Source organism: Rufibacter radiotolerans (assembly GCF_001078055.1).
Classification (GTDB): Bacteria; Bacteroidota; Bacteroidia; order Cytophagales; family Hymenobacteraceae; genus Nibribacter; species Nibribacter radiotolerans.
The window spans coordinates 2538094-2561351 of sequence record NZ_CP010777.1; the positions used below are offsets into that span (position 1 = coordinate 2538094).

The window sequence follows — 23258 nt, forward strand, 5'->3', positions numbered from 1 at the left end:
GTCTAAACAAATTCGCGAACGGGTTTGTTTACCCGGGCACGTGATTTAAGCTTAAAAACCTCATAGAGCAGAATCACCAGCAGAAACATGAGCATGGAGTACATACTATCTTCTGCGGGGATAGTGTAGAGTCTCAGGCCCACGTTATGGGCATTGTTGTACCAGACCACGGGAAGGGCCGTCAAGACCCCGTTCACTAGTAAAAACGGCACCAGATGTACCAGGTACGCCAGATAAAACCTGCCCAGTTTCTGGTATCTGAAAATGCCCCAATACGTCAATAATAACCCCGGAACCAGCAAGCATGTAAGCATGGTGTACCACCGGCCCCAGAAAAGGACTGCCACCACCAGGTTGGCAAGGATCAGAAACCAGGTAAGGGCTGGCGCCAAAGGTTGCAGCCACTCCCGGCGCACGTACGTGTTCAGGCATTCATATATAAAGACGCAGGCGTACGGCACCGTGACAAAGAACAGTACTTCCTCCAGGGGCAGGTTAAACACATAAATGCCCACCAGATAATCAGGATTGAAGCCCCAGACGCCGTGCTGGGTAAAGAGGATGTCCCAGGTGATAAAGCAAAGGGCGCTCAGGGCCATGGCCGGAAAAAGAAAGCGCCAATTGGTATAGAAATGGACCCGCCGGTCAAAGGAAAGCACCAGCGGGAAAAAGATGGTGAAAAGGTTTAAGTATAGGTAAATGTAATTCATAAGTTCAGGTTCTCTACCCGCCGCCGTTCATCCCCGGAAACCAGGTCTTTCCTTAGCAGGTAGTCACGCATTATTTTCATAGACTCCACCGGAATACCGGAGCGCGGGTGTCTAAGCATGGCGGCCATGAAGATCTTCTTGTCATCTTCCAGATGGTGGCTCATATTCAGGTACCGCGGTATATTGTACTCAATGGAATACCGCAGAAACCGTACCTCGGGGTCGGTTTTGTCCAGGGCCACCGCCTGCTCAAAATCTTCGGCCGAGGCCCGCAAATACTTGATCTTGTTGTAGGGGCTCCAGGCGTGTTTGGCCATAATGGCATTTGACACCGCCTTATACCCCAGTTTCAAGGGATCTTTGCCTTTGTACCTGGCCATCAAGCCATGGAACTCCTTTGCAATTGCCTCATCTTTAGCTGCTTTCTGGTAATAGGACACCAAGGCGGTATGGCTGTAGGTTTCAGCAGTTTGCCAGAAAGAAACGAAAGCGAAGCAGAAAGTTAAAAGCAAAGAAGTCAAGTACATTTTAAATGGTATTAAGCTGGTACCTAATATACGAACTTACCAGCAAAGTAAGCTTCGTTTTATCAGGCACTCTTACGCGTTCCGCCAGAATATGGGCGGCAGGCACTTGCTTTATTTTCTTAAAGAGCTTTAAATAATAGATATACGCCAGATAAACGCCAAGCCTGGTATCACGGGGCAAGCCAAGAATACCTTGGTACGCATGGTCAAAGTCCTGCTGGATGTTAGCCTCAATGTCATGTTTGTCCTGGTTACAGAAGGTAAGGAAATCTATCTCCGGGAAGTACACCCGGCCCCGGTCATGGAAATCGCTTTTGATGTCTCTAAGGAAATTCACTTTCTGGAAGGCGGCCCCCAGGGAGCGGGCCGGCGCCTTGAGGCGGTCAAACAGGGCATGGTCCCCTTCGCAGAAGACCCGCAGGCACATGAGGCCCACCACCTCGGCGGAGCCGTAAATATATTCCTGATAAAGGCTGCAGTCATAGGCGTGGTCTTCCAGATCCATTTCCATGCTGTGCAGGAACGCGTCGATGAACTCCTGGTCTATGTTGTACTGGTGCACCACCATCTGGAACGCGTGCAGCACCGGGTTCAGACTGATCTTCTCTTCCAGCGCCTGGGCCGTCTCGGTTTTGAACCGCTCCAGCAACACGGCCTTGTTGTGCATATGAAACGTGTCCACGATCTCATCGGCTAGCCGCACAAACCCATAGATGGCGTAAATAGGGTCATGGAACCGAGGGTGCAGCGTCTTTATGCCCAGGGTAAAGGACGTGCTGTAGCGCTTGGTAATGAGTTTGCTACACTCCAGCGTGGTGTTATCAAAAAGTTTCATAGCCGATAGCATCATGCGGGATGGGTTAATGGGTGTTCCTGGGGAGCAAATTCCTTTACAATTTCAGAGGCCACTACCTGGCCCGAGATCAGGGATGGCGGCACGCCGGGGCCCGGCACAGTCAATTGGCCGGTGTAAAACAGGTTGCGCACTTTTTTGCTTTTCATACTGGGCTTAAGCACCGCCGTCTGCAGGAGCGTGTTGGCCAGGCCGTAGGCATTGCCTTTAAAGGCGTGGTAATCTTTGATGAAATCTTGGTGGGCGTAGCTGCGCTTGAAAATAACGTGCGGCCTTATCTGCTGACCGGTAAGCCGCTCCAGGCGCTCCATGACCAGGTGGTAATAGTGCTCACGGATATCTGAGGTGTCTTTCAGGTCCGGAGCGACCGGTATCAGGATAAACAGGTTCTCCTTGCCCGCGGGGGCCACCGATGGGTCTGTCTTAGACGGCACCGACACGTAGAACAGCGGCTTGGTAGGCCAGGCCGGGTTGGTGTAAATCTCCTGGGCGTGCGGCCCGAAGTCCTCGTCAAAGAACAGGTTGTGGTGCCGGAGCCCCTCCAGTTTCTTGTCAATGCCCAGGTAGAAAATGAGCGACGAGGGCGCCATCACGCGGGTGTCCCAGTATTTATCTGAGTAAGTCTGGAATTCCCGGGGCAAAAGCCTGGTCTCCAGATGGTGGTAATCGGCACCTCCTACTACCACGTCTGCCTCATAGGCACCTTGGTTGGTGACTACGCTTCTGATGGTGCCGCCCTGCATTTCCAGGCGCTGCACTTCCTCATTCAGCTTTATCTCCACGCCCAATTCCTGCGCCAGGGACACCATGCCTTCAATGATCTTGTACATGCCACCCATGGGGTACCAGGTACCCAACGACAGGTCGGCGTAGTTCATGAGGCTGTAGAGGGCTGGGGTGTTCTCGGGCAAGGCCCCCAGGAACAGGACCGGGAACTCCATGATCTGTACCAACCGGGGGTGTTTAAAGTATTTGCGCACGTGCTTGGCCATGGACTGGAAAACGTCCAGCCGCAGCACATCTACCATCAGCTTCACATCCAGAAACTCCGTGAGGGAGCGGCTGGGTTTGAAGACCAGGGTGTTGATCCCTACTTCATATTTATAGGCGGCTTGCTTAAGAAAGGCCCGCAGTTTGGCGCCGGCACCCGGTTCCAAGGACTCAAAGAGTGCCTCCAGCTCGGGCATGCCCGCCGGGAGTTCCATGGTATCCTTTTCGCCGTACAGCACTTGGTAAGAGGGGTCTAGCCGTTCCAGGTGGTAATAGTCTGCGGTGGTTTTCCCGAACTTCTGGAAAAACTGCTCAAAAACGCCCGGCATCCAGTACCAGCTGGGCCCCATATCAAAGGTGAACCCGTCAGAGGCAAAGACCCGCGCCCTGCCGCCGGCCATTTCGTTTTTCTCTAACACGGTGACGGCGTACCCTTCCTGGGCCAGGCAGGAAGCGGCCGCCAGACCGGCAAAACCGGCCCCAATTACTACTACTCTTCTTTTAGACTCACCGGTTTGCACTCGTCAATGGTTTAGGAAGGATCAGATAGACTTATCCTGTTTACGTATTTCAGCCTGAATATAGCTGAAACAAAATTCATAAAACAGTACCATATTCTACCGTAAAAAGATAAATTAACATTTGCCAAGGCACTGCCCAGCGGGTAACTGACTAGTCACCTGAGGCATAGGGCGCCAACTGCACCTTCAGTTCTTTTCTGGCCAGGTGAATCCGGTTTTTAACCGTGCCAATGGGAAGGGAAAGCTTATCGGCTATCTCAGTGTACTTGAAACCGGTGTAGTACATCATGAATGGGGTGCGCAGGTCCTCAGATAGTTTCTCAATGGCCGCGTAAATATCATTCATGGCAAACTCGCCGGAGGCCCCGTTCACCGCTACCATCCGCTCATCTCCGGGGAAAGACTGCGCATAATCTGCAGTATCCAGAGAGCTGGAGCGCTTGGTCACTTTATTGTAATGGTTAATGAAGGTATTGCGCATAATAGTGTAGAGCCAGGCCTTCAGGTTGGTCCCCACTTTAAACTTGTCTTTGTTGACCAGGGCCTTGAGCAGCGTTTCCTGCACCAGGTCCTTAGCATCATCACTGTCTCTGGTCAGATTGTAAGCTGCTGGCCGGAGCGTAGGAACCAATTTTTCAACTACCGAAGAAAATTCTAACGCCGTCATTTTGTTTAACTTTTAAAGTGAACTGTTAAACAAGAATACGGAATTAATTTCTCTTTAGCTGTACTCTGTTTAATAATTTTAGTTAATCCTTAAACATTATACTGAAATCTGGGCAAAGTGCAATATTGGTACACATACTATGAAGCAGACAAAAGTCCATAGCGCGGATTTCTCTCCCGTCGCTTCAGTGCATGACAATACAAAAATTTGCTAAAAGCTGTGTTTACAGGGCGTTATATGGATTTGAGGCAAGATTCACCCCAATATATATGTGACTTGCAGACCGCCAGATTCAATAATAGCCACTTTGGAAAACCGCGTATCAAAAAGAATGCACCTGCCTGGTGTTTTGGGGCCGTTTTTAGAAAAACGGCCCCAAAACACCAGGCAGGTGCAGGAAAAGTAGAGAAGAGTATGGGTTGTAAGCAATTGCTGGTCTTACAGAAGTTGGCCTTGGAAAACCAAACTGTTTAACTAAATGTAAAAACCCTTCAACAATCCTTAACAGAAATAGAAAAGACCCAAAGGCGTTTTAAGCCTTTTTTTCGGAAAATAGGCCTAAAGCAGCTCGGCTTCTATTTTAGCTTCAGATACTTTCTGAATCCAGAGTTCCAGGGCGTCTAAGGATTTGGACAGCACCACCTTGGCAGGCATATCTTCCTGCGCATAACTGTTCAACTGGGCGCCGCAGACCAGCACCTCCTGCGCAGACACCTCTTCAGATAGCTGTTTGAGGTATTCCAGCACAGATACTTTAAGCACCGGGGTAGTGAGCACCGAGAATAGGTAGGCAGGTTGGTATTGCTGCGCGGCCCGCACCAAGTCTGCCAACGGAAGGTGCTGACCTAAATAAAGGGTAGAGAACCCGGCGGACCGGAGCAGGTAGTGGGCAAACAGCAGAGACAATTCATGCAACTCCCCTTCCGGCAGGAAAAGAATCACCCGGGGCGATTTTTTACCAGAGGGTATGGGCAGGCCATCTATGGCCACCAGCATTTTCTGCCGGATCAACTGGCTCATGAAATGCTCATGGGCCGGGGTGATGTTGGCCGTTTGCCAGAGCATGCCAATCTTATACAGGAACGGATAGACCACCTGCCGCACAGACACCGGGAAACCCAATTGTAGAATTGCACGGTGCAGCACGCGCTCAAAGAGCACCTCGTCCAGTTCCACCATGGCCACAATCAGTTGGTTGATGAACTGCTCCTGCCCCAGGTCAGTGTCGGTGAGTTTCATCACTTCCTGGGCAATCTCTGTGGGGGGTAGTTGCGCTATCTTGGAGATCTTGTAGCCTTCCTGGTACAGCAGGGCCACGTTGAGCAGATTCTTAAGATCAGCGTCATCATAATACCGGATGTTGGTATCTGTCCGTTTGGGTTGCAGCAGGTTGTAGCGCTGTTCCCAGATACGGAGCGTGTGGGCTTTAATGCCCGAAAGATGTTCCAACTCCTTTATAGAGTAGTAGGCCACAGGTGGAGAGTTTAATAAGAAACGATGTGTTAACGCTTCCGCGCGATCCTGATGAATTTAGGGTGCACCCACAGCATGCCAAAAGACTCTGAGCCGTCACGGCCCTTGGTCTTATGGTGTACCTTGTGCGCGATGTCCAGGGCCCTGAGATAGGTGTTTGACGTTTTCCCGAAGAGCTTGGCCCGCCGGTGAATATACAAGTCATGCACAAAGAAATAAGCCGCCCCATACAAGGTAATGCCTACCCCAATCCAGAACCGGTAGTCCAGTGCCACTGTACCATAGATGAAACAAAGCGCCGCAATTACCCCATAAAAGGCAAAGGATACGTCATTAAGCTCAAACAGATGGTTGTGCTTCTTGTGGTGCGATTCATGAATGCCCCACAGGAAACCGTGCAGCACATATTTATGCACCGCCCACGCCACCAGTTCCATGGTTACAAAAGTCCCTAAAACGATAACCGCGTTGATCAGCATACTCTCTCAACCAGAAGGTTTGCTAATTGTTTAAATGAAACAGAAAGTTTAAAGATACGGAGATTTCCAGAGGAAGAAATCAGATTTTTACCAAGCCCCGGCCACATGCGGGTTCTCCTGCCCGCAGGGCCCAGCATTTATATTAGAGGCCCGTCCGTGCGGAGCAGGAAGTCTTATAGTAAGCTTACCAGACAATAGACTGTTTTTCCAGGAACGCCTGGAAGCCGCGTTGGCAGTCATGCGTGGCCCGGGAGAGGGCGTTCCGTTCGGCACCGTATTCCAGGGCGTCTTTCAAAGGCAGCTCCTGCACGTGGGCGATCATTTCCTTGATGGTTTCCATGGACTGGGCCGAGTTCTGGGTGCACAGTTTCTGGGCCATTTCGGCTACCCGGAAATCTATCTCCTCCTCTGCCACCACCTCGGTGACCAGCCCTATTTCGCGGGCCTTTTCAGCAGTGATCAGGTCACCGGTCAAAAGCAGTTCCTTGGCCTTAGCCTCCCCTATTTTCCGAAGCAGGAAGATCTTCTCAATGGCGGGCAGAAACCCGATTTTCACCTCGGTGTACCCTAACCTTGCCGAAGGCACGGCATAGGTAAAATCACAGACCGTGGCCAGGCCGCAACCGCCGGCAATGGCGTGCCCCTGCACCTTGGCTATCACTACTTTTTTAAGGGTATAGATCTGGTAGAACAGCTGCATGAGGTGCGTGGAATCCTCCAGGTTTTTCTGGAAAGACATATGCGACAGTTGCTGCATGTATTCCATGTCTCCGCCCGCGCAGAAAATGGGCCCGGCCGCCTGCAGCACAATCACCTTGCATAGCTCATCATTCTCAGCGTAGTCCAGCGCCTCTTTCAGCTCGGTGACCACCTGTTCGTTGAGCGCGTTCCGTTTCTCTGGCCGGTTAAGCGTGATGTAGCCCACCCGGTCTGTGCAGACGTAAGTTATGTATTGCAACGCTATGGTTTCTGAAGGGGTCATGGTCGTACTGTTCATATTACTTTGTACGAAGCAAGGCGGTGAAAGATAAGGTTTCTTCTGCCCAAATTGCCCTTATCCCTTACTATTCTTCTGCTCCTGTCCCTTATAAAATCAAAGCCTATCCTTACCAAATACGTCAGATAATAATCTCCTGAAAAGCCACGCTGCCGGGTTTCTGTTTTACGCCTTTTTTCCAGAAAACAGGCGTAAAACAGTTTTTCACAGCCGTATCTTCCAGGCTCCGTTCTCATCCAGCACGTGCACCTGATACCCCGCGGCGCGGAGTTCCGGGGCCTTGCGTTGCACATACCACCGGGCATTGGTTTGGTCCAGCACAATGGTGTTGGTCAGGAAAGAGGTCTGTAACTTTTCTACCGTGAGCCAGGCATTCTGCTGCAGCACCAGGGCATCTACCTTTACCGGACGGGCCATCCCTTTGGGCAACCGCCTCAGCCAGAAAATCTTTTTGCCCTGCCACACAAGCAAGCGGTTCCCCTGCGGGGTGCTGTGAAAAGGCACCGGCTGTTTTGAGGCCGTTTTCCTGAAATCAGGCCCAAAACGCCGGGTATCCCGTACGCCTTTGGCCCACCAATAAGGCTGCACCTGGTAGGTGAAGGCAGAGGGTTGCGCATAGAAAGTGGAGTCTGCCAGCAAGGTCATCTTTCTCCCCTGCACCACGCTTACGGCGCTGCTTTTGCGTGCGCTGTGTACTACCAGTTCCCGGGTGCGGCCCTGCCGATGGGCCTTGGATAAATGGGTGCCGGTGAAAAAGGCCAGGCAGAGCACAGAACTGGCCAGCCAGGCCAGCTTTTTCCGGACCAGGAACATAACCCCACACCCCATGAGCAGATACAGCGCCAGTACTTGCCCCGGGGAAATGACAAACCCGTCCATTACCGCATGCGGCCAGGCCTCCAGCCAGAGCAACAATTCATTTAAACCCCACAGCGTCCATTTCAGGCACCAGCCAACCTGCGCGCCCAGGTACGGGACCCAGAACACCAGCATGAACCCAATACCCAGGTACAAACCCAATGACGTGAGCGGCACCGCCACCAGGTTGGCCAGCCAGAAATACACCGGGAACTGATGGAAATAATAAAGGCTCAATGGGAACGTGGCCATCTGCGCCGCTATGGAAATGGCCAACAACTCCCAGATCCACCGGACTAGCTTTACTTCTGGCCGCCAGAGCTTCAGAAACAGAGGCTGCAATAGCACAATGCCCGCCACTGCCAGAAAGGACAACTGAAAGCCCACGTCAAACAGGAAGAACGGGTCATACAGCAACAGCACTACCGCCACCACGGCCAGCGTGTTCAACACCGAGGCTTTCCGGCGGAAAAGCTTGCCCACCTCTACCAGCGTGAACATACCCACCGACCGCAGCACCGAGGTAGACATTCCCGTCACGAAGGCGTAAAACCAGATAATGCCCAGAATCACCAGCACTACTACCAGCCCGCTGGTCTTTCCCCTCCGGAAACGTTTCAGAAAGAAAAGCAGCACCCCGTACAGCAACCCTACATGCAGCCCACTGACTGCCAGCACGTGCATGGTGCCGGTACGCGCGAAGGCATTGCGCAAGGCGGCATCCAGATCATCCTGCACGCCCAATACCAGCGCCTGGGCAATGGCCCCCTCGCGGGGAGAATCTATCACTGCTTTGAAGGCGCGCTCCAACTGTTTTCTTACCTGCAGACTCCAGGCCACTACCAAACTAGGTGGGGCATACCCTACCGCTTGCCACGTGGCCTCTGGCAGATAGGCCTGCCATTGAATATGTTTAAGGGTAAGGTAGCGCCGGTAATCAAACTGGTATGGGTTGGCAGGTGCGGCAGGCGGGGCAAGAGCACCGGCTACCAATAACTGCCGCCCGTACTGCAAGGCATCTGCCTGCGGCGAATGCGGAAAGAAAAGCGCGATCTGGCCTTTGGCGGGGTACCATTTCCCCTGCGCCCGTACCGCAGCCAGTCGGCCAACTGTACTTACAGAGGTTGGTTTCAATGCCACCGCCTTCACCAGCGTGACTTGGTAATGCGTGATCTGGTTTGGCGGCACAGGCAGGGTTTCAGGGGTGTTTTTCTTAAAACAAACCCAAACCGTTAAAAAAGTAAGTGCCAACAGTCCTGCTGCTCCGGCCCAGCGGCGCCTTTGGGCCAACGGCCGCTTCCTGGCTAACCACCAGAGGCCCAGGAAAAGGAGCACAAAAAAAGCGGCGGCCTCTCCTACTAAAGGGAAGCTACCGCCGGAAATAAAGTATAGCAGGAAACCCGCCAAAAAGCTTACCACCACACGCAAGGTGCCGGTGGCAAACCCGTTAGCCATTACATTCCATTTTGTAGTGCTGGAGATCACACTCCGCGTCTGCGGGCATGTTCTGCTCCTGCCCAAGCGCTTCTTTGCGTGTCTTAAAGGAAGCGGCTTGTTCTGCGGGGTTCTCTATCTTTTGCGCAGCTATGGTCATGGCAATGCATCCATGTAAAAAGAAACGCAGGCACCTCTCCATCAATGGAAAGCATGCCTGCGTCCTTATCAATTAGTCTTCGCGGTGTCTGAAATTCTGGCGGCGGCGTGGGGCGTCCTGGTTATTTTCGGCCTCGGCGTTCTCATTCAGTTCACGCTCCTTCTGTTTCCGCTCATCATTCTTAGAGTAGGCTTCCACAATGTTCTTCACCAATTGGTGGCGTATCACATCCTGGGCGCTCATGTCTACAAAACCAATGCCTTTCACGTCACGCAGCACAGACATGGCGTCTATCAAACCAGATTTCTGGTTGCGCGGTAAGTCTATCTGGGTACGGTCACCGTTGATCATCACCTTAGACGTTGGGCCCATACGGGTCATGAACATCTTAATCTGCATAGGGGTAGTATTCTGGGCCTCATCCAGGAGCACAAACGCATTGTTGAGCGTACGTCCGCGCATATAGGCCAGGGGCGCAATCTCTATGATCTTGTTCTCATAGTAGTACTTGAGCTTCTCCACCGGAATCATCTCCTCAAGGGCGTCATAGATTGGCCGCAGATACGGGTCTACCTTGTCTTTCATGTCGCCGGGCAGGAACCCAAGGCTCTCACCGGCTTCTACCACCGGGCGGGAGATGATGATTTTCTTCACCTCTTTGTTTTTAAGCGCGCGCACCGCCATGGCCACTGAGATAAAGGTTTTTCCCGTACCAGCTGGCCCTAGCGCAAAGACCAGGTCAAACTTAGAAACCGCCTCTACCAGTTTGTATTGGCTGGGGGTCTTGGCCTTGATCACGCCGCCCTTGCTGCCGTACACAATCACGTCTGGCGAAGTGATCACCACATCTTCCTCAAAGTCGTTATCAGCGGTCAGGAATTTATGCACGCTCTTGTCAGTGATTTTCCCGTACTGGTGGTAATGCTCAATAAGGGAGGCAAGGATCTCGTGTATTTTGGTAATCTCAGGGGTTTGCCCCTGAATCTTTATCTCATTGCCGCGTGAAATGATTTTGCTGCTTGGGAAAGCGGCGGCCAATTGTTTTATATTCTGATTTTCCAGACCCAGGAAATCTATCAGGGAGATATTCTCTAGGGTTATAGTTTTTTCTACCAACGGCTAGTATTGTTTAAAATGTAGGTTTTAGAACCATTCTACTGAAAATATAGTAGATTTGTTATAAGACAAATATAGCGATATTAAAGTTCTTTTTTGACCGACCGTTCCAATGGGATTTATTACATTTTTGTCAGACTTTGGCACCAAAGACCACTACGTGGCCGCCGTAAAAGCTAAAATCCTGACACTCAACCCTGCACAAGTCATTGTTGACATTTCGCACCATGTTGAGCCGTTTAATATTGCCTATGGGTACCATGTGATTAATTCGGTATTCCGGGATTTCCCGGAGGGAACGGTGCACCTGTTGGCGGTAGACACCCACGGCACCCGCAGCGGCCGCTACCAGGTGGCCCGCCACAAAGGCCATTATTTTGTCTGCGCCGACAATGGCCTGCTTTCCCTGCTCACGGAGGGCGACCCTGAGCAGCTCATAGACCTGCCGTACCAGCCGGAATCCTCCTCTCCTGCCCGTGACATCATGGCGCCCGCCACGGTGGCTCTGGCCCAGGGAAGCTCCATGGCCGAAGTAGGCGAACTAGCCGATGGCATGGTGCAGCTCATTAACCGCCAGCTAAGGCTCAATGACCACGCCATTACCGGCCACGTGGTACACGTAGACCATTACGGCAACCTGATTACTGATATTACCCGGGATAGCATTGACGCCATAGGGCATGGCCGCCGGTTCAAGGTACAGTTCAACCGTGAGGTGATTGACCGCCTGAGTACCCGCTACAATGAGCCCGGCGAGGGCGACTGCGTGGCTCTTTTCAACCGCCAGGGCTACCTCACCATCGGCATCAATAAAGGCCACGCCTCAGAACTGCTGGGCATGTACTTTGACTCCCCGGTAGAGATCCATTTCGCCCCTGAACCGGTGGAGTAATTAAGAATTAGGAATTAATAATTAAGAATCCATTCTGAATTTCTGCCTTAGAAAAAGCATCAGTTTCCGTTTTGGGCCCGTTTTCAGAAAAACGGGGCCAAAACGGGAAAACCATATGATAAACCTTCCACTATTCTTTGTTTCCAGGGAACAACCTAATTCCTAATTAAAAAAATGCTGTTGATACGCGTGGTGCGCATGACGTTTCACCCAGAGAACGTCCCCGCCTTTCTGGAGATTTTTAGGGCTTCCAAAGACCAGATTGCTGCATTTCCCGGTTGCCGCAGCGTAGAGTTGCTGCAAGACTACCACCACTCTCACGTTTACAGCACCTACAGTCACTGGGACTCAGAAGAAGCCCTGAACAATTACCGCCAGTCTGTGTTGTTTGGTAGTGTCTGGAAACCTACCAAGGCCTTGTTTTCGGCCCCGGCCGAGGTCTTTTCATTTAAACCGGCCCAAGTTTAAGGCAAAGGACGGCAGGCTGGTGTATCTTCCGGCCAGATTCTTACGTCTAGGTAATTATAGCTAACCTTTTAGCACCCACAACCACCGTGAACTACTTTCAATTTTATGATATGCAGGAAAGCTTTCTCCCAGATGAGAAAGCCATCCAAACCAAATACTACGCCCTGAGCCGGGAGTTCCACCCAGATTTCTATACGCTAGACTCTCCGGAGAAGCAAAAGGAGATCCTGGAGAAGTCTACGCTTAACACCAACGCTTACCGCACCCTCTCCCACTTTGACAAACGCATGCAGTACATTCTGGAGCAGCATGGCCTGCTGGAAGAGGGCGGCGACAATGACCTGCCGCAAGACTTTCTTATGGAGGTGATGGACCTCAATGAGCAGCTCATGGACCTGGAATTTGACTTTGACCCTACCACTTTTAAGATAGTCTCTGACCAAACCGGGGAAATTGAGGGGGAATTGAAGGCCCAGATATGGCCAGTGCTGGAATCTTACAAAGATTTAGCCCCTGAGGCTCAGGCCGAAGCCCTGCAAAAGGTAAAAAATTACTACCTAAAGCAGCGTTACCTCTTGCGCATCAAAGAAAGTTTAAATAAGTTTGCATCCTCTTCTGACAGATAAAGGCGTTTATCGCCTGGTTTTTCAGAATCTACCAAAAAGTAAAATGCCCAGATGGCGGAATTGGTAGACGCGTTGGTCTCAAACACCAATATCTTTGATGTGCCGGTTCGACTCCGGCTCTGGGTACAAACCCCTTTAGCATCTCGCTAGAGGGGTTTTCCTTTTTATATCAAATTTACAACCTATCCCATAGCTTCTGAACCAGATTTTCGGTTCACCCTAGCCTTAGTTCCTATGAACCTCTACTCATCTGGGCTTGGTTTACCCACTAAAGCTTGATCTGCATAATACCCAAAAGCCGCCAAAGCAGAAATAAAGAACTTTCTCTTTTGCCTGAGTGAATTAGTATTATTTACTCAGGGGGGAATTTTTCTAGGCACATTTGATCCCTAACCTTACCAGACGAAACCTCTAGATAGTCGAGGGCAGAGAAAGATAAGAGTAAACGATAATACCACTTCACCTACTTCCTTATCTACCACTTTCAGCATTTAAGAAGAACACAATAAACTAATTAATTCTATATAAGGATAGTAAAATATCTAAAATAAAGGTTGCTATAGAGCAATTACCTCTTATTTAGATTTTCAATTACTTTCATAAATAACAAGACCAAAAATACTTATTAATAAACAATTAACATTAGCCTCCATTTCAAACTTGTTCAACAAAACGGCGATTTTATTACTGCACTATCAATAATTAAATGTTTTAATTGCTTAATTAATCCAATTCGCAACTAATTACAAGACAGAAGTTTAAACGAAAATTATTTCAACAATTCCCCAATTATTGAAATCCAATAGCCTCTACATGTTCGTAGATAATGTTTTTAATAACAGTCTAATTAGTTTCACTAATTTAAAACATTATGAAAAACTCAACACTAAAAAAGACTTACAGTTTAGCGGCAGCTGTTGCCTTCTTGTTCACGCTGAATGGTTGTGAATATGCTGATGTAGCACCAGATGTAGCACCAGATGTAGCACCCACTGGAACCAATGCGGCTGATGCGCGCAACGAAGCCTCGCTCAACCTAAATAAAATGTATGAGGTAATCTTTAGTTCTCTCAACAACTCTGGGGTAACCGGCATGGCAACCCTTACCTTAATGGGAGACCAATTAACCGTAAATATCACCGCTTCCGGAATGACCCCTAACCAAATGCACCCGCAACACATACATGGCTTTATGGATATGAAGAAGAATTCAATCTGTCCGCCTATGAGTGCTGACACAAACGGTGATGGAATTGTTAGCGTGGCAGAAGGCGTGCCTTTCTACGGTGCTGTTCTACTTGAGCTTACTCCATTTCCTGTAGCTGATGTTAATGGCATGATTAGCTATCAACAAACCTTTACTGTTTCACCAGACCTTATGCCGTTGCAAAACAGAACAATTGTGCTTCATGGCTTAATGGTAAACAGCATGTACATGCCTAGTGTACCAGTAGCTTGTGGCCAGATAAGGGTAAAAAATAAGGGAATGTAAAATCAGTTGAAAATTAAGAAGCAGAGGCCTCCAGGATATTGTTCCCCGGAGGCCTCTGCTCATTTATATACTTTAGTTACCAACGTAAGCGCTTGGAAAATAACTTACGGGTACTTTCTGTTTTGGGCCCATTTTCTTAAAAACAGGCCCAAAACAGATATTACCTAAATCTGTAACATCTATTTCTTACCCAACTTCTCCTTCTCCCCCATCTTCACGGCTAACAATTTCATGAAATAGCCGCCCACCACACTTCTGGCCTGGAAACCCATGAACCTTCCGTATTGTCCGAACACTACCTGGCGGCCATTGGTGGTTTCGTGCCAGTCAGTGAGCGGTACGCGGTTGGGGCTTTCCTGGCTGAACCGTGCTACCGGGGCAACCAGGGCGGCAAAATCCTGTTGGTTTTTGGCCAGCGTAGCCGTCCAGATAATCCAGTCAGATTTGGTGTAGGTTTTGCGGCTGTCCAGGGGCAAGCCAAAGTCATTTTGCATTTTAAGGTAATAGGCCACTTCTTTGTCCCGCACTTCCTGCGGAAAGAGGTTCAAGCCCAGCACCGTGTCCCAGACCAGGTTGTACTTTTGGCTCCAGGTGCTGCGGTCATCAAAGGTGAGGGCATAGTGGTCTCCAGCATTGGCCAGTTGCATCCAGTTTTTCGCCATCCCTTCGGCCATGCCGTTAAACTTTTGAGCGACGTCTTTTTCCCCCAGCATCTGTGCCAGCAACCCGTAACTCCTGAGCCCCACAATGGCCTTCACTGACAAGTTAGCGTTGCGGGCCAGGTGCCCGGCGAAGTCATCGGTGCAGAGTTGGTTGGCGGGGTCAAAGCCTTCTTTGGAGAGGAAATCGGCCCAGATGGTGAGGGTTTTCCAGTGCTTTTTGGCATAGTCAGCGTTGCCCTCTGCTTTGGCTATGGCGGCGGTGAGAATAAGCATGTTTCCGGCCTCCTCCACGGGCATGTCTTCCTTGTACATCACGCCGTTGGCGAGCGGATAGGTTCCTAGGTCATGCGCCGGGAAAGGCTTCTTCCACTTGCCGCTTTCACTATAGTAAAAAATGCCGTTGAGCATGCCCTTGAGCAGATCAGGATTGTAAAGCAAAAACAGCGGCGCCGAAGGGTACGTGACATCTACCGTGTTCATGGCCGCCCCGCTGAAGTTCTCCTTAGACAGAAACAGAAGTTCGCCCTGGGGGCTTTTCACCAGTTTGTGCGCGGCAATGGCCTGCCGGTAGCCCAGCACGCACAGGTTGGCATAATCCTCACCTCCGGCGGCTTTGGCATCTGCGTACATTTTCTTGTCAAAATTATGGCATTGCTGCATAATAACTTTATAATCTTTGGCCGCCTGCGCGAGCTCCAGTTCCATGGCAGTGCCGGCTTTCTCCTTCCACCAAGGCTTTAGGTTCTGCCCGAAGAACTGCACGCTCTCCACGTCATCATAGCCCACCATCACAAAGGCCTGCGCAACGTTCTTGCCCACTTTGCCCAAGGGTAGAAACGCGTCCATCATTAGGTTTTGGCCCGTAGCACTTGCGCTGGCAAGAAGGGCATTCTTCAGGAACTGATCTATGGCCTGTGTCCCTCTGGATACTCCTACTTTGGCCCCTACCACATCAGGGACCGCCAGGTATACATGCCCCCAATCAATCCGGCGGTCATCACCGTCGGTTTTCAAAATAGGTTGTTGGGTAGTACCCGCTTTCACCAGGCCTAGATTCTGACTAGTGTAGGCCTGCGCCGTCACTTCCTGGTCTGGGATGTTCACGGCCAGCGCCGAAGAAACGCCAAAATAAAGATCTGTGGAATGGGTAGCCCCATCTGTGGAAGTGGCCTGGAACGAAACATAGGAGACAGGCCTTGAAAGCAGGTGCAGGTCATGGAGCAGCAACGGAGAGGTGAAGGTCACCTTCAGATCAACAGGCCCGCAGGTGAAGGTATATTGGGTCTGGGTGGCCGTGACCACCAAGCTGTTCTGCCTGGCCTTGGAAATGACAGGTGCTTTAGAGCCTTTCTTTCCTGTGACCAGCCCCACATCCAACCAGTTGCCGGTCACAGAACCGGCGGTGTAAACCGCCAGTACATTCTCGCCTTTCTTCAAGGCTTTAAGAGCAGCCTTTGCCAGCGGAACATAGGCAAAATCACTGCCGCCCGTGGCTGCCGCATGGATTTTCTCCCCGTTCAGGTAAACCTCGGCTTGCCCGTTGTGGCTTATTTTAAGGAAGAGGTTTTTCAAATTTGGGTCTTCCACAGAAAACGTTCTTCTCAGCCAGATACCGTTGGTTTTCCAGAGAGTGCGGGGTTGTCTTTCAGTATCTCCAAAGGGAGCGCCGCCGATTTTCCATTTGTTGGCGTCAAAACTGAGTTGATGCCAATTGGTGGCCGGGATGCTCTCTGTATAAGCAGCGGTATAGGCATTTTCCTGGCTGGTGGGCAACACCGTTTGGTAGCGCCCTTCTTCTTCCTGGCCTAAAAACCGGTACGTCTTTCCGTCTACCTTTATCAGGCCCAAGAGCGGTTGATTGGCATAACTCCAATGCTTGGTGGGGCTGGCATTCAGCTCATCGGTGGTGGACCAGATACTTAGGTAGGGGTCATGGGTGATAAGCGGATAGGCCGGGGCACGCCGCACCTGCGCTCCTACCAAATGACTTAAGATCAGGCATAGAAATAAGAAGCTGGCAGTACACCTGAATATTGGTCTGCGAAGGGACATAGCGGGAGGAGATTTAAAGTTATCAAAAACAGGGTTCTTCTCTGGGAAGTTATGAAAGCCAATTTGATTCTAAATTTTGAGTTAGGCCACTTCCTGAAAAGAAATACAGAATATTGACAGCTAAATCTACAATTGTACCAGCCTATGCTGGGAGAAGAGGGTTGTAAAAGGACTTATTCCCTTCCCTTTTGCAAAGCTGACTCGGCCATGCCCAAGAGATTGAAAAAAATCAAAGCCTATAAAAAAAAAGCGGAGGCCATTCTACATCTCTGTAAAATGACCTCCGCTTTTAAAGTAATAAAGGGAATAGCTCTGTGGCTAAACTGCTTATGGATTATTGTTTCCAGCCGCCGCCCAGGGCCCGGTAAATGTTTACCATGGCGTTCATCTGCTGGATCTTGGTTTCAATCAGATCAAACCTGGACTCCAGCGCCTCGCGTTGGGTGAGCAATACTTCCAAATAATCTGCCCGGGCAGACCGGAACAGCTGGTTGGAAATATCAATGGATTGGGCCAGCGCCTCCACCTCTTTAGATTTAAACTGGTAGCTCTTCTCCAGGTTATTGATTCTGGCCAGTTGGTTCACTACCTCTATGTTCGCGTTGAGGATGGTGCGTTCATAGTTATACACCGCCTGCAATTGCTGGGCATTGGCCCCCAGGTACATGGCCTTGATGGCGTTCTTATTCACCAAAGGCGCGGTAATGTCGCCGGCTAGCGAAAACAGGATGGACTCCGGGTTCAGCAAATGGCTGGGGCTGAAGGCCTGCAAGCCAATGCCCGCCGTCAGTCCCAAAGAAGGATAGAACCGGGCTTTGGCCACCTGCACGTCCAACTTGGCTGCCTCTAACTGCAGCTCGGCCTGCTTAATGTCCGGGCGGTTGGCCAACAGCTGCGCCGGAATACCCGCCTGAATGGTCTTGGGCACCAGGTCCTCAAACGTCTGACTCCCCCGCTGCACCGGCTGCGGGAACCGGCCCACCAGGAAGTTGATCCGGTTCTCGGTCTCCACTATCTTTTGCTGGATGTCATATTGCAGGCTCTGGGTATGAAGCACCTGGGCCTGGAACCGGCGCACCGCCAATTCGGTGACCCGGGCGGCTTCTTTCTGCACCTTTACAATCTCCAGGGCGTTGCTTTGCAGCTTCATGTTCTGCTGCACTATGGCCAGTTGGTTGTCCAGGGCCAGCAACTCATAGTAAGAGTTGGCTATCTCGGCAATCAGGTTGGTGACCATGAAGTTTTTACCTTCCACGCTGGCCAGGTACCGGTTCACGGCAGATTTACGCGCATTGCGCAGCTTGTGCCAGATGTCCACTTCCCAGGTAGCGTAGGCGCCTCCCATGATATCCGTCAGCGGCTCCGGCATTTCGCGGCCCGGCTCCATTTCAGTGGTGGCCTCCATGGCGCCAATGTTGGTGAACCTGGCCACTTTCTCCACGCCGGCACCGCCTCTCAGCCCCACCGACGGCAGATACTCCCCTTTCCGGGCAAGCACCTCGTTCTGGGTGATCTGGATTTCCTGCAGGGTGATGTTCAACTCCTGGTTGTTCTGCAAGGCGGTGTCAATCAAGGCCGTAAGGCTAGGATCGGCAAAGAACTCCTGCCACTTTAACTGGGCTGTGTTGGTGGTATCCTGCGAGTTGACATAGCTCGCAGGAACCGCCTTGCTGGCCGTCTTTTGCACCAACGTGGGCAAATTACAGGCCGTAAACGTGAGGGAAACGAACGCTACCCCCACCCATTTATATATTCTGTTTTTATCCATGATCTTACTTTTCTTCAATGAGCGGGAAACTATCATCGGCGTAGACATACCCTTCGGTTAATGGGGTTTCATGCTCGTCCCTGATCAGGTGACGGCCGTCCGCCATCTTCGCGAAGATGTAGTACAGCCCCGGGATGATCACCACCCCAAAAATGGTCCCGAACAACATGCCGCCCAAGGCAGAAGCACCAATGGTTCTGTTACCGATAGCCCCTGCGCCGGTGGCCACAATCAAAGGAATAAGACCGGCCACAAACGCGAAGGAGGTCATGAGGATAGGACGGAAACGCACGCGGGCCCCTTCAATGGCGGCCTCCAGAATGGTGTAGCCCTGCAGACGCTTCTGCACCGCAAACTCCACAATCAACACCGCGTTTTTACCCAGCAGCCCCACCAGCATGATCATACCTACCTGGGCATAAATGTTGTTCTCCAGCCCCATCAGCTTCAGGAGCAAAAAGGAACCGAAAATCCCGACCGGCAAGGAAAGCACAACCGCAAACGGAAGGATAAAGCTCTCATACTGGGCCGCCAACACAAAGTAGACAAACAGCAACACCACCAGGAATACATACAAAGACTCATTCCCCCGGATGGACTCATCATAAGAAAGGCCTTCCCAGGCAATGTCATAGCCTTTAGGTAAGCTGGTAGCGGCCACTTCCTGCACCGCCTGAATGGCATCTGCCGTGGTGTAGCCTTTGGCCGGAAGCCCCTGGATGGCCGCGGAATTGTACAGGTTGAAGCGCGTTACCTCATTGGGTCCCTGGGTTTTCTTCAGCTTCATGAAGGCCGAGTACGGGACCATCTCGCCCTGGTCGTTTTTGACAAACAGGTTCAGGATGTCAGAGGGCATTCTTCTGTATTTAGGGTCTGACTGCACGTACACCTTGAAGAACTGGTTGAACTTGATAAAGCCCTGCTCATAGGTACTACCAATCATGATGTTCAGGTTCTCCATGGCCTTGCCAATGGACACGCCTTTCTGCATGGCCAGGTTATTGTCAATCTGCAGTTCATACTGCGGATAATTGGCCGCGAAGAAAGTGAACAAGCCGCTGAGCTCTTTCCGCTTAGCCAGGTTCTCCATGAACTCCTTGTTGATTTTGTCAAACTCATGGTAGTCGGTGCTGGAGTTCTTGTCCAGCAAACGCATGGAGAAACCACCCGAAGAGCCGAATCCTGGAATAGCGGGCGGTTCAAAGAACTCTACCACCGCGCCCAGCCCTTTGGATTTCTCCTCCAGCTCTTCCATGATTTCCTTTACAGTATGCTCCCGGTCTGACCAGGGCTTCAGGTTGATCAAACAAGTTCCCGCGTTAGAGCCGCGACCTTCGGTCATGATCTCATACCCCGCCAAGGAAGACACAGATTCTACCCCTTCAATTTTGGAGACTACTTTCTGGAGCCTATGCGATACCTGGTTGGTGGTTTCCAGCGTGGAACCGGGCGGGGTCTGGATAATGGCGTAAATGGTACCCTGGTCTTCGTTGGGGATAAAACCCGCGGGCAGAATCTTGTTCTCAAAGAAAATACCTACCCCGAAGGCCAGGAGAATAGCCCAGGTAAGCCATCTTCTGCTCACAATGGACCTCAACAAGCCCACGTATTTGCCCGTCAGTTTCTCAAAACCGGTGTTAAAACCGTCCAGGGCTCTGGTCAATGGGTTACGCTTTTTGGGCTTGCCATGGTTGTTCTTCAACAGCATGGCACACAGCACCGGCGTGAGCGTCAAGGCAATCACCGCCGAAATCACAATGGAGCTGGCCATGGTGATGGAGAACTGTTTATAGAAAATACCCACCGGGCCCGACATGAACAGCAAGGGAATGAACACCGCGGTCATTACTAGCGTGATGGCTATGATAGCCCCGCCAATCTCCCGCAACACTTCAATAGTAGCCTTGTACGGGGAAAGGTGCGGCATTTCCTCCATTTTGGCGTGCACCGCCTCCACTACCACAATGGCGTTATCCACCACAATACCAATGGCCAACACCAACGCGAACAGCGTGATCAGGTTAATGGACAGGCCGAAGAACTGGATCACAAAGAAGGCCCCGATCAGTGACACCGGCACCGCCAGAATAGGAATCAAAGTAGAACGCCAGTCGCCCAGGAAGATGAACACCACCAGCGCCACCAGGATAAAGGCATCCCGCAGGGTGTGCAATACCTGGTCAATGGATGCATCCAGGAACTGCGACACGTCATAGCTGATCTTGTAGTCCATGCCCGGAGGAAAGGAGGCTTTCATTTCCTCCAGCTGGGTTTTCACATCTGCAATCACGTCACTGGCATTACTGCCGTAGTTCTGCTTCAAGACAATAGCCGCGGATGGCATGCCATTCAGGTTAGAGTAAATGTCAAAGAACTCACTACCCAACTCCACGGTGGCAATGTCCTTCAGACGAATGCTTTCGCCTTCGGCGTTGGCCCGAACGATGATGTCTTCATACTCGGCTGGTTTGTTGTAGCGGCCTTTGTAGGTGAGCACGTATTCCAAGGACTGGGCGGCAATACCGGAGCTTTGCCCCAAGCGGCCTGGACGGCCGATGATGCTTTGCTCGGCCAAGGCCTCCATTACTTCCTCCACTGAGATCTTGTAAGCGCGCATACGGTCTGGGTTCAGCCAAACACGCATGGCGTACCGGCGGCTACCCAGAATCTGCGCCCGGGCCACGCCCTTGATCCGCTGTATCTCCGGGATCATCTTCACGGTGGCGTAGTTGAACAGGAACTTCTCATCCATGCTCTTTTCCTTGGAATAGAGGTTCACGTACATCAACATACTGGGCTGGATAGGCGTGATCACTACGCCTTCGCGCTGCACCAGTTCTGGGAGAAGCGGCATGACCTGGTCCACCCGGGTCTTCACCCTGATCACCGCGTCATTGGGGTCGGTGCCCGGCTCAAAGATGATCCTGAGCGTGGCCTCACCGGCACTGGTGGCATCTGAGGCTATGTAGCGCATGCCTTCCACCCCGTTAATGGCCTGTTCCAGCGTGATGAGCGTAGAGTTCACCAACACGTCTGCACTGGAGCCTGGGTAGGCAATGAAGATATTGACCGTGGTAGGCGCAATGTCCGGGAACTGGGAGATGGGCAGCTGTTTAATGGCCAGCCCGCCCACAAAAACAATCATGACCGATATTACAATTGCGAATACGGGTCTATGGATAAACTTACTAAACATGTCTTCTGGTTTTTGGGAACAGGAACCTACTCCGCATATAATTCTAACTGAGACATCACTTTACCAGGCTCCACAAACTTGGAGTGGATTTTCTCTTTTTCCTTCACCAGGCGCAAGCCCTCTAAAAGGATCTTATCGCCTTCGGCCAGGCCTTTCTGCACCACGTAGATGTGCGGCAGTTCGGCGGCTACGGTAATCTCCCTGGAGTGTATCTCATTGTTCTTGTCCAGCACGTAGACGTATTTCTTGTCCAGCACCTCAAAGGTGGTTTTCTGTGGAATGAGCAAGGCGTTCTTCATGGGCACCTCCATCCGTATGTTTCCGGTGGACCCGTGCCGCAACAGACCCTGGGGGTTAGGAAAGGTGGCCCTGAAGGCGATGTTCCCGGTCTCATTGTTGAAATCGGCTTCTATGGTTTCTACAACGCCCGGGTAATCAAACAGCTGTTGGTTGGCCATCACCAGCTTTACCTTTTGCATGTTGTTGCCCTTCAGGCTGGTTTTATAGTCCAGGTACTCAGACTCAGGCACATTGAAGTAAACCCACATCTGGCGGTTATCCGAGAGCGTGGTCATCAACTCACCCTCATCCACCATGCTGCCCAGGCGTACCTCAAAATGGTCCATAATGCCTTCAAAAGGCGCCCGTATCTGGGTGAACCCCAGGTGCACCTGCGCCAGGGAAACCTCGGCCTTGGCCTTGTTCAGTTTTGCCTTGGCCATGGCCAGCTCATTGGGAGACACTATATTACTGGAGGCCAGCTTCTTGGTGTTCTGAAACTCAATCTGCGCGAAGCTGGCTTCGGCCTGGGCTTTCTGCACTTCGGCCTGGTAAACGGTTGGCATGATCTGGAACATAAGCTGTCCCTTCTTGACCAATTGCCCTTCGTCTACAAAGATTTTCTGCAGGTAGCCCTTCTCCAGGGCCCGTACCTCTATGTGGCTGATGGCGTGTACCTGGGCCACGTATTCCTTGGTTATCAAAGTGTCCTTTTTGAGGGGGCTGGTCACTAGAAACTCGGTTGCCTCCTCCTTTGCCTCTGTTTTTGACTCACAGCCTGTATGGAACAACAAGGCGCTCAAACTCAGTAGCATGAAAATTCTCTTCATGGTAATTTGCTTTAAAAAATAAATTAGGGATGGATGAAAGGAACAGCTTGCGCCGTTGATAAGGCTGAGGCTACAAGGCGCAGGTCTGCTGGAAAAGGGTTTAGGAAATAAGATTATACCAATAGGCACATAAGATTCTTGCCATTGCCGGCCATAGAAAAGCGCCTATGGCAAGAAAGGAAACAATGCGGCCAAACCGCCTAAAGCC

At 51.2% G+C, this 23258-nt stretch carries 19 protein-coding genes and 1 tRNA gene; 5 read left to right on the plus strand and 15 right to left on the minus strand.

What is annotated here, in order from left to right:
- Positions 1-2: 2 nt before the first annotated feature.
- The 11 genes from TH63_RS10570 to TH63_RS10620 form a co-directional block, all read right to left on the minus strand.
- A complete protein-coding gene (locus tag TH63_RS10570; protein WP_048920921.1) occupies positions 3-710 on the minus strand; it encodes a lycopene cyclase domain-containing protein in 708 nt (235 codons plus the stop codon).
- Positions 707-1237 carry a hypothetical protein gene (locus TH63_RS10575; RefSeq protein ID WP_048920922.1) on the minus strand — a complete coding sequence of 177 codons (531 nt, stop codon included), beginning with the start codon at positions 1235-1237 and terminating at the stop codon, positions 707-709. The genes TH63_RS10570 and TH63_RS10575 overlap by 4 nt, the downstream gene beginning before the upstream one ends.
- Position 1238: 1 nt before the next feature.
- Positions 1239-2072 carry a phytoene/squalene synthase family protein gene (locus TH63_RS10580; RefSeq protein WP_048920923.1) on the minus strand — a complete coding sequence of 278 codons (834 nt, stop codon included), beginning with the start codon at positions 2070-2072 and terminating at the stop codon, positions 1239-1241.
- An 11-nt stretch (positions 2073-2083) separates the two neighbouring features.
- Positions 2084-3601: a phytoene desaturase family protein gene (locus TH63_RS10585; RefSeq protein ID WP_048920924.1), complete on the minus strand. Its 1518-nt coding sequence runs from the start codon at positions 3599-3601 to the stop codon at positions 2084-2086.
- Positions 3602-3752: 151 nt separating this feature from the next.
- Positions 3753-4268 carry a sigma-70 family RNA polymerase sigma factor gene (locus tag TH63_RS10590; RefSeq protein WP_048920925.1) on the minus strand — a complete coding sequence of 172 codons (516 nt, stop codon included), beginning with the start codon at positions 4266-4268 and terminating at the stop codon, positions 3753-3755.
- Between the two features lie 558 nt (positions 4269-4826).
- Positions 4827-5741 (minus strand): MerR family transcriptional regulator, encoded by a 915-nt coding sequence (locus tag TH63_RS10600; protein ID WP_048920927.1) that lies wholly within the window; start codon positions 5739-5741, stop codon positions 4827-4829.
- A gap of 29 nt (positions 5742-5770) precedes the next feature.
- Positions 5771-6220 carry a sterol desaturase family protein gene (locus TH63_RS10605; RefSeq protein WP_048920928.1) on the minus strand — a complete coding sequence of 150 codons (450 nt, stop codon included), beginning with the start codon at positions 6218-6220 and terminating at the stop codon, positions 5771-5773.
- Between the two features lie 184 nt (positions 6221-6404).
- Positions 6405-7217, minus strand: a complete 813-nt coding sequence (locus tag TH63_RS10610) for an enoyl-CoA hydratase/isomerase family protein (protein WP_231583459.1) — start codon at positions 7215-7217, stop codon at positions 6405-6407.
- A gap of 204 nt (positions 7218-7421) precedes the next feature.
- Positions 7422-9530, minus strand: a complete 2109-nt coding sequence (locus TH63_RS10615) for a ComEC/Rec2 family competence protein (protein WP_048920929.1) — start codon at positions 9528-9530, stop codon at positions 7422-7424.
- Positions 9523-9669, minus strand: a complete 147-nt coding sequence (locus TH63_RS20330; RefSeq protein ID WP_156180537.1) for a hypothetical protein — start codon at positions 9667-9669, stop codon at positions 9523-9525. The genes TH63_RS10615 and TH63_RS20330 overlap by 8 nt, the downstream gene beginning before the upstream one ends.
- Positions 9670-9741: 72 nt before the next feature.
- Positions 9742-10785 carry a PhoH family protein gene (locus tag TH63_RS10620; protein ID WP_048920930.1) on the minus strand — a complete coding sequence of 348 codons (1044 nt, stop codon included), beginning with the start codon at positions 10783-10785 and terminating at the stop codon, positions 9742-9744.
- A 112-nt stretch (positions 10786-10897) separates the two neighbouring features.
- On the opposite strand from TH63_RS10620, the gene TH63_RS10625 reads away from it, so the two are divergent.
- The 5 genes from TH63_RS10625 to TH63_RS10645 all read left to right on the plus strand — a co-directional run bounded on the left by TH63_RS10625 (position 10898) and on the right by TH63_RS10645 (position 14263).
- Positions 10898-11677: an SAM hydrolase/SAM-dependent halogenase family protein gene (locus tag TH63_RS10625; protein ID WP_048920931.1), complete on the plus strand. Its 780-nt coding sequence runs from the start codon at positions 10898-10900 to the stop codon at positions 11675-11677.
- Between the two features lie 174 nt (positions 11678-11851).
- Complete coding sequence (locus tag TH63_RS10630; protein ID WP_394331423.1) at positions 11852-12145, plus strand: putative quinol monooxygenase; 294 nt, start codon at positions 11852-11854, stop codon at positions 12143-12145.
- 86 nt (positions 12146-12231) lie between these two features.
- Positions 12232-12771 (plus strand): iron-sulfur cluster co-chaperone HscB C-terminal domain-containing protein, encoded by a 540-nt coding sequence (locus TH63_RS10635; protein WP_076606462.1) that lies wholly within the window; start codon positions 12232-12234, stop codon positions 12769-12771.
- A gap of 45 nt (positions 12772-12816) precedes the next feature.
- Positions 12817-12897 (plus strand) — tRNA-Leu (locus TH63_RS10640).
- 745 nt (positions 12898-13642) lie between these two features.
- Positions 13643-14263, plus strand: a complete 621-nt coding sequence (locus tag TH63_RS10645; RefSeq protein WP_053093781.1) for a hypothetical protein — start codon at positions 13643-13645, stop codon at positions 14261-14263.
- Positions 14264-14442: 179 nt separating this feature from the next.
- Here TH63_RS10645 and TH63_RS10650 read toward each other — a convergent pair whose 3' ends face one another.
- From TH63_RS10650 to TH63_RS10665, 4 genes are all read right to left on the minus strand, one after another.
- Positions 14443-16977, minus strand: coding sequence for a glutaminase family protein (locus tag TH63_RS10650; RefSeq protein ID WP_048920932.1), 2535 nt, complete (start codon positions 16975-16977; stop codon positions 14443-14445).
- A gap of 334 nt (positions 16978-17311) precedes the next feature.
- Positions 17312-18745, minus strand: a complete 1434-nt coding sequence (locus tag TH63_RS10655; RefSeq protein ID WP_048922748.1) for a TolC family protein — start codon at positions 18743-18745, stop codon at positions 17312-17314.
- Between the two features lie 4 nt (positions 18746-18749).
- Positions 18750-21941: an efflux RND transporter permease subunit gene (locus TH63_RS10660; protein ID WP_076606463.1), complete on the minus strand. Its 3192-nt coding sequence runs from the start codon at positions 21939-21941 to the stop codon at positions 18750-18752.
- A gap of 26 nt (positions 21942-21967) precedes the next feature.
- A complete protein-coding gene (locus TH63_RS10665) occupies positions 21968-23050 on the minus strand; it encodes an efflux RND transporter periplasmic adaptor subunit (RefSeq protein WP_048920934.1) in 1083 nt (360 codons plus the stop codon).
- Positions 23051-23258 lie beyond the last annotated feature (208 nt).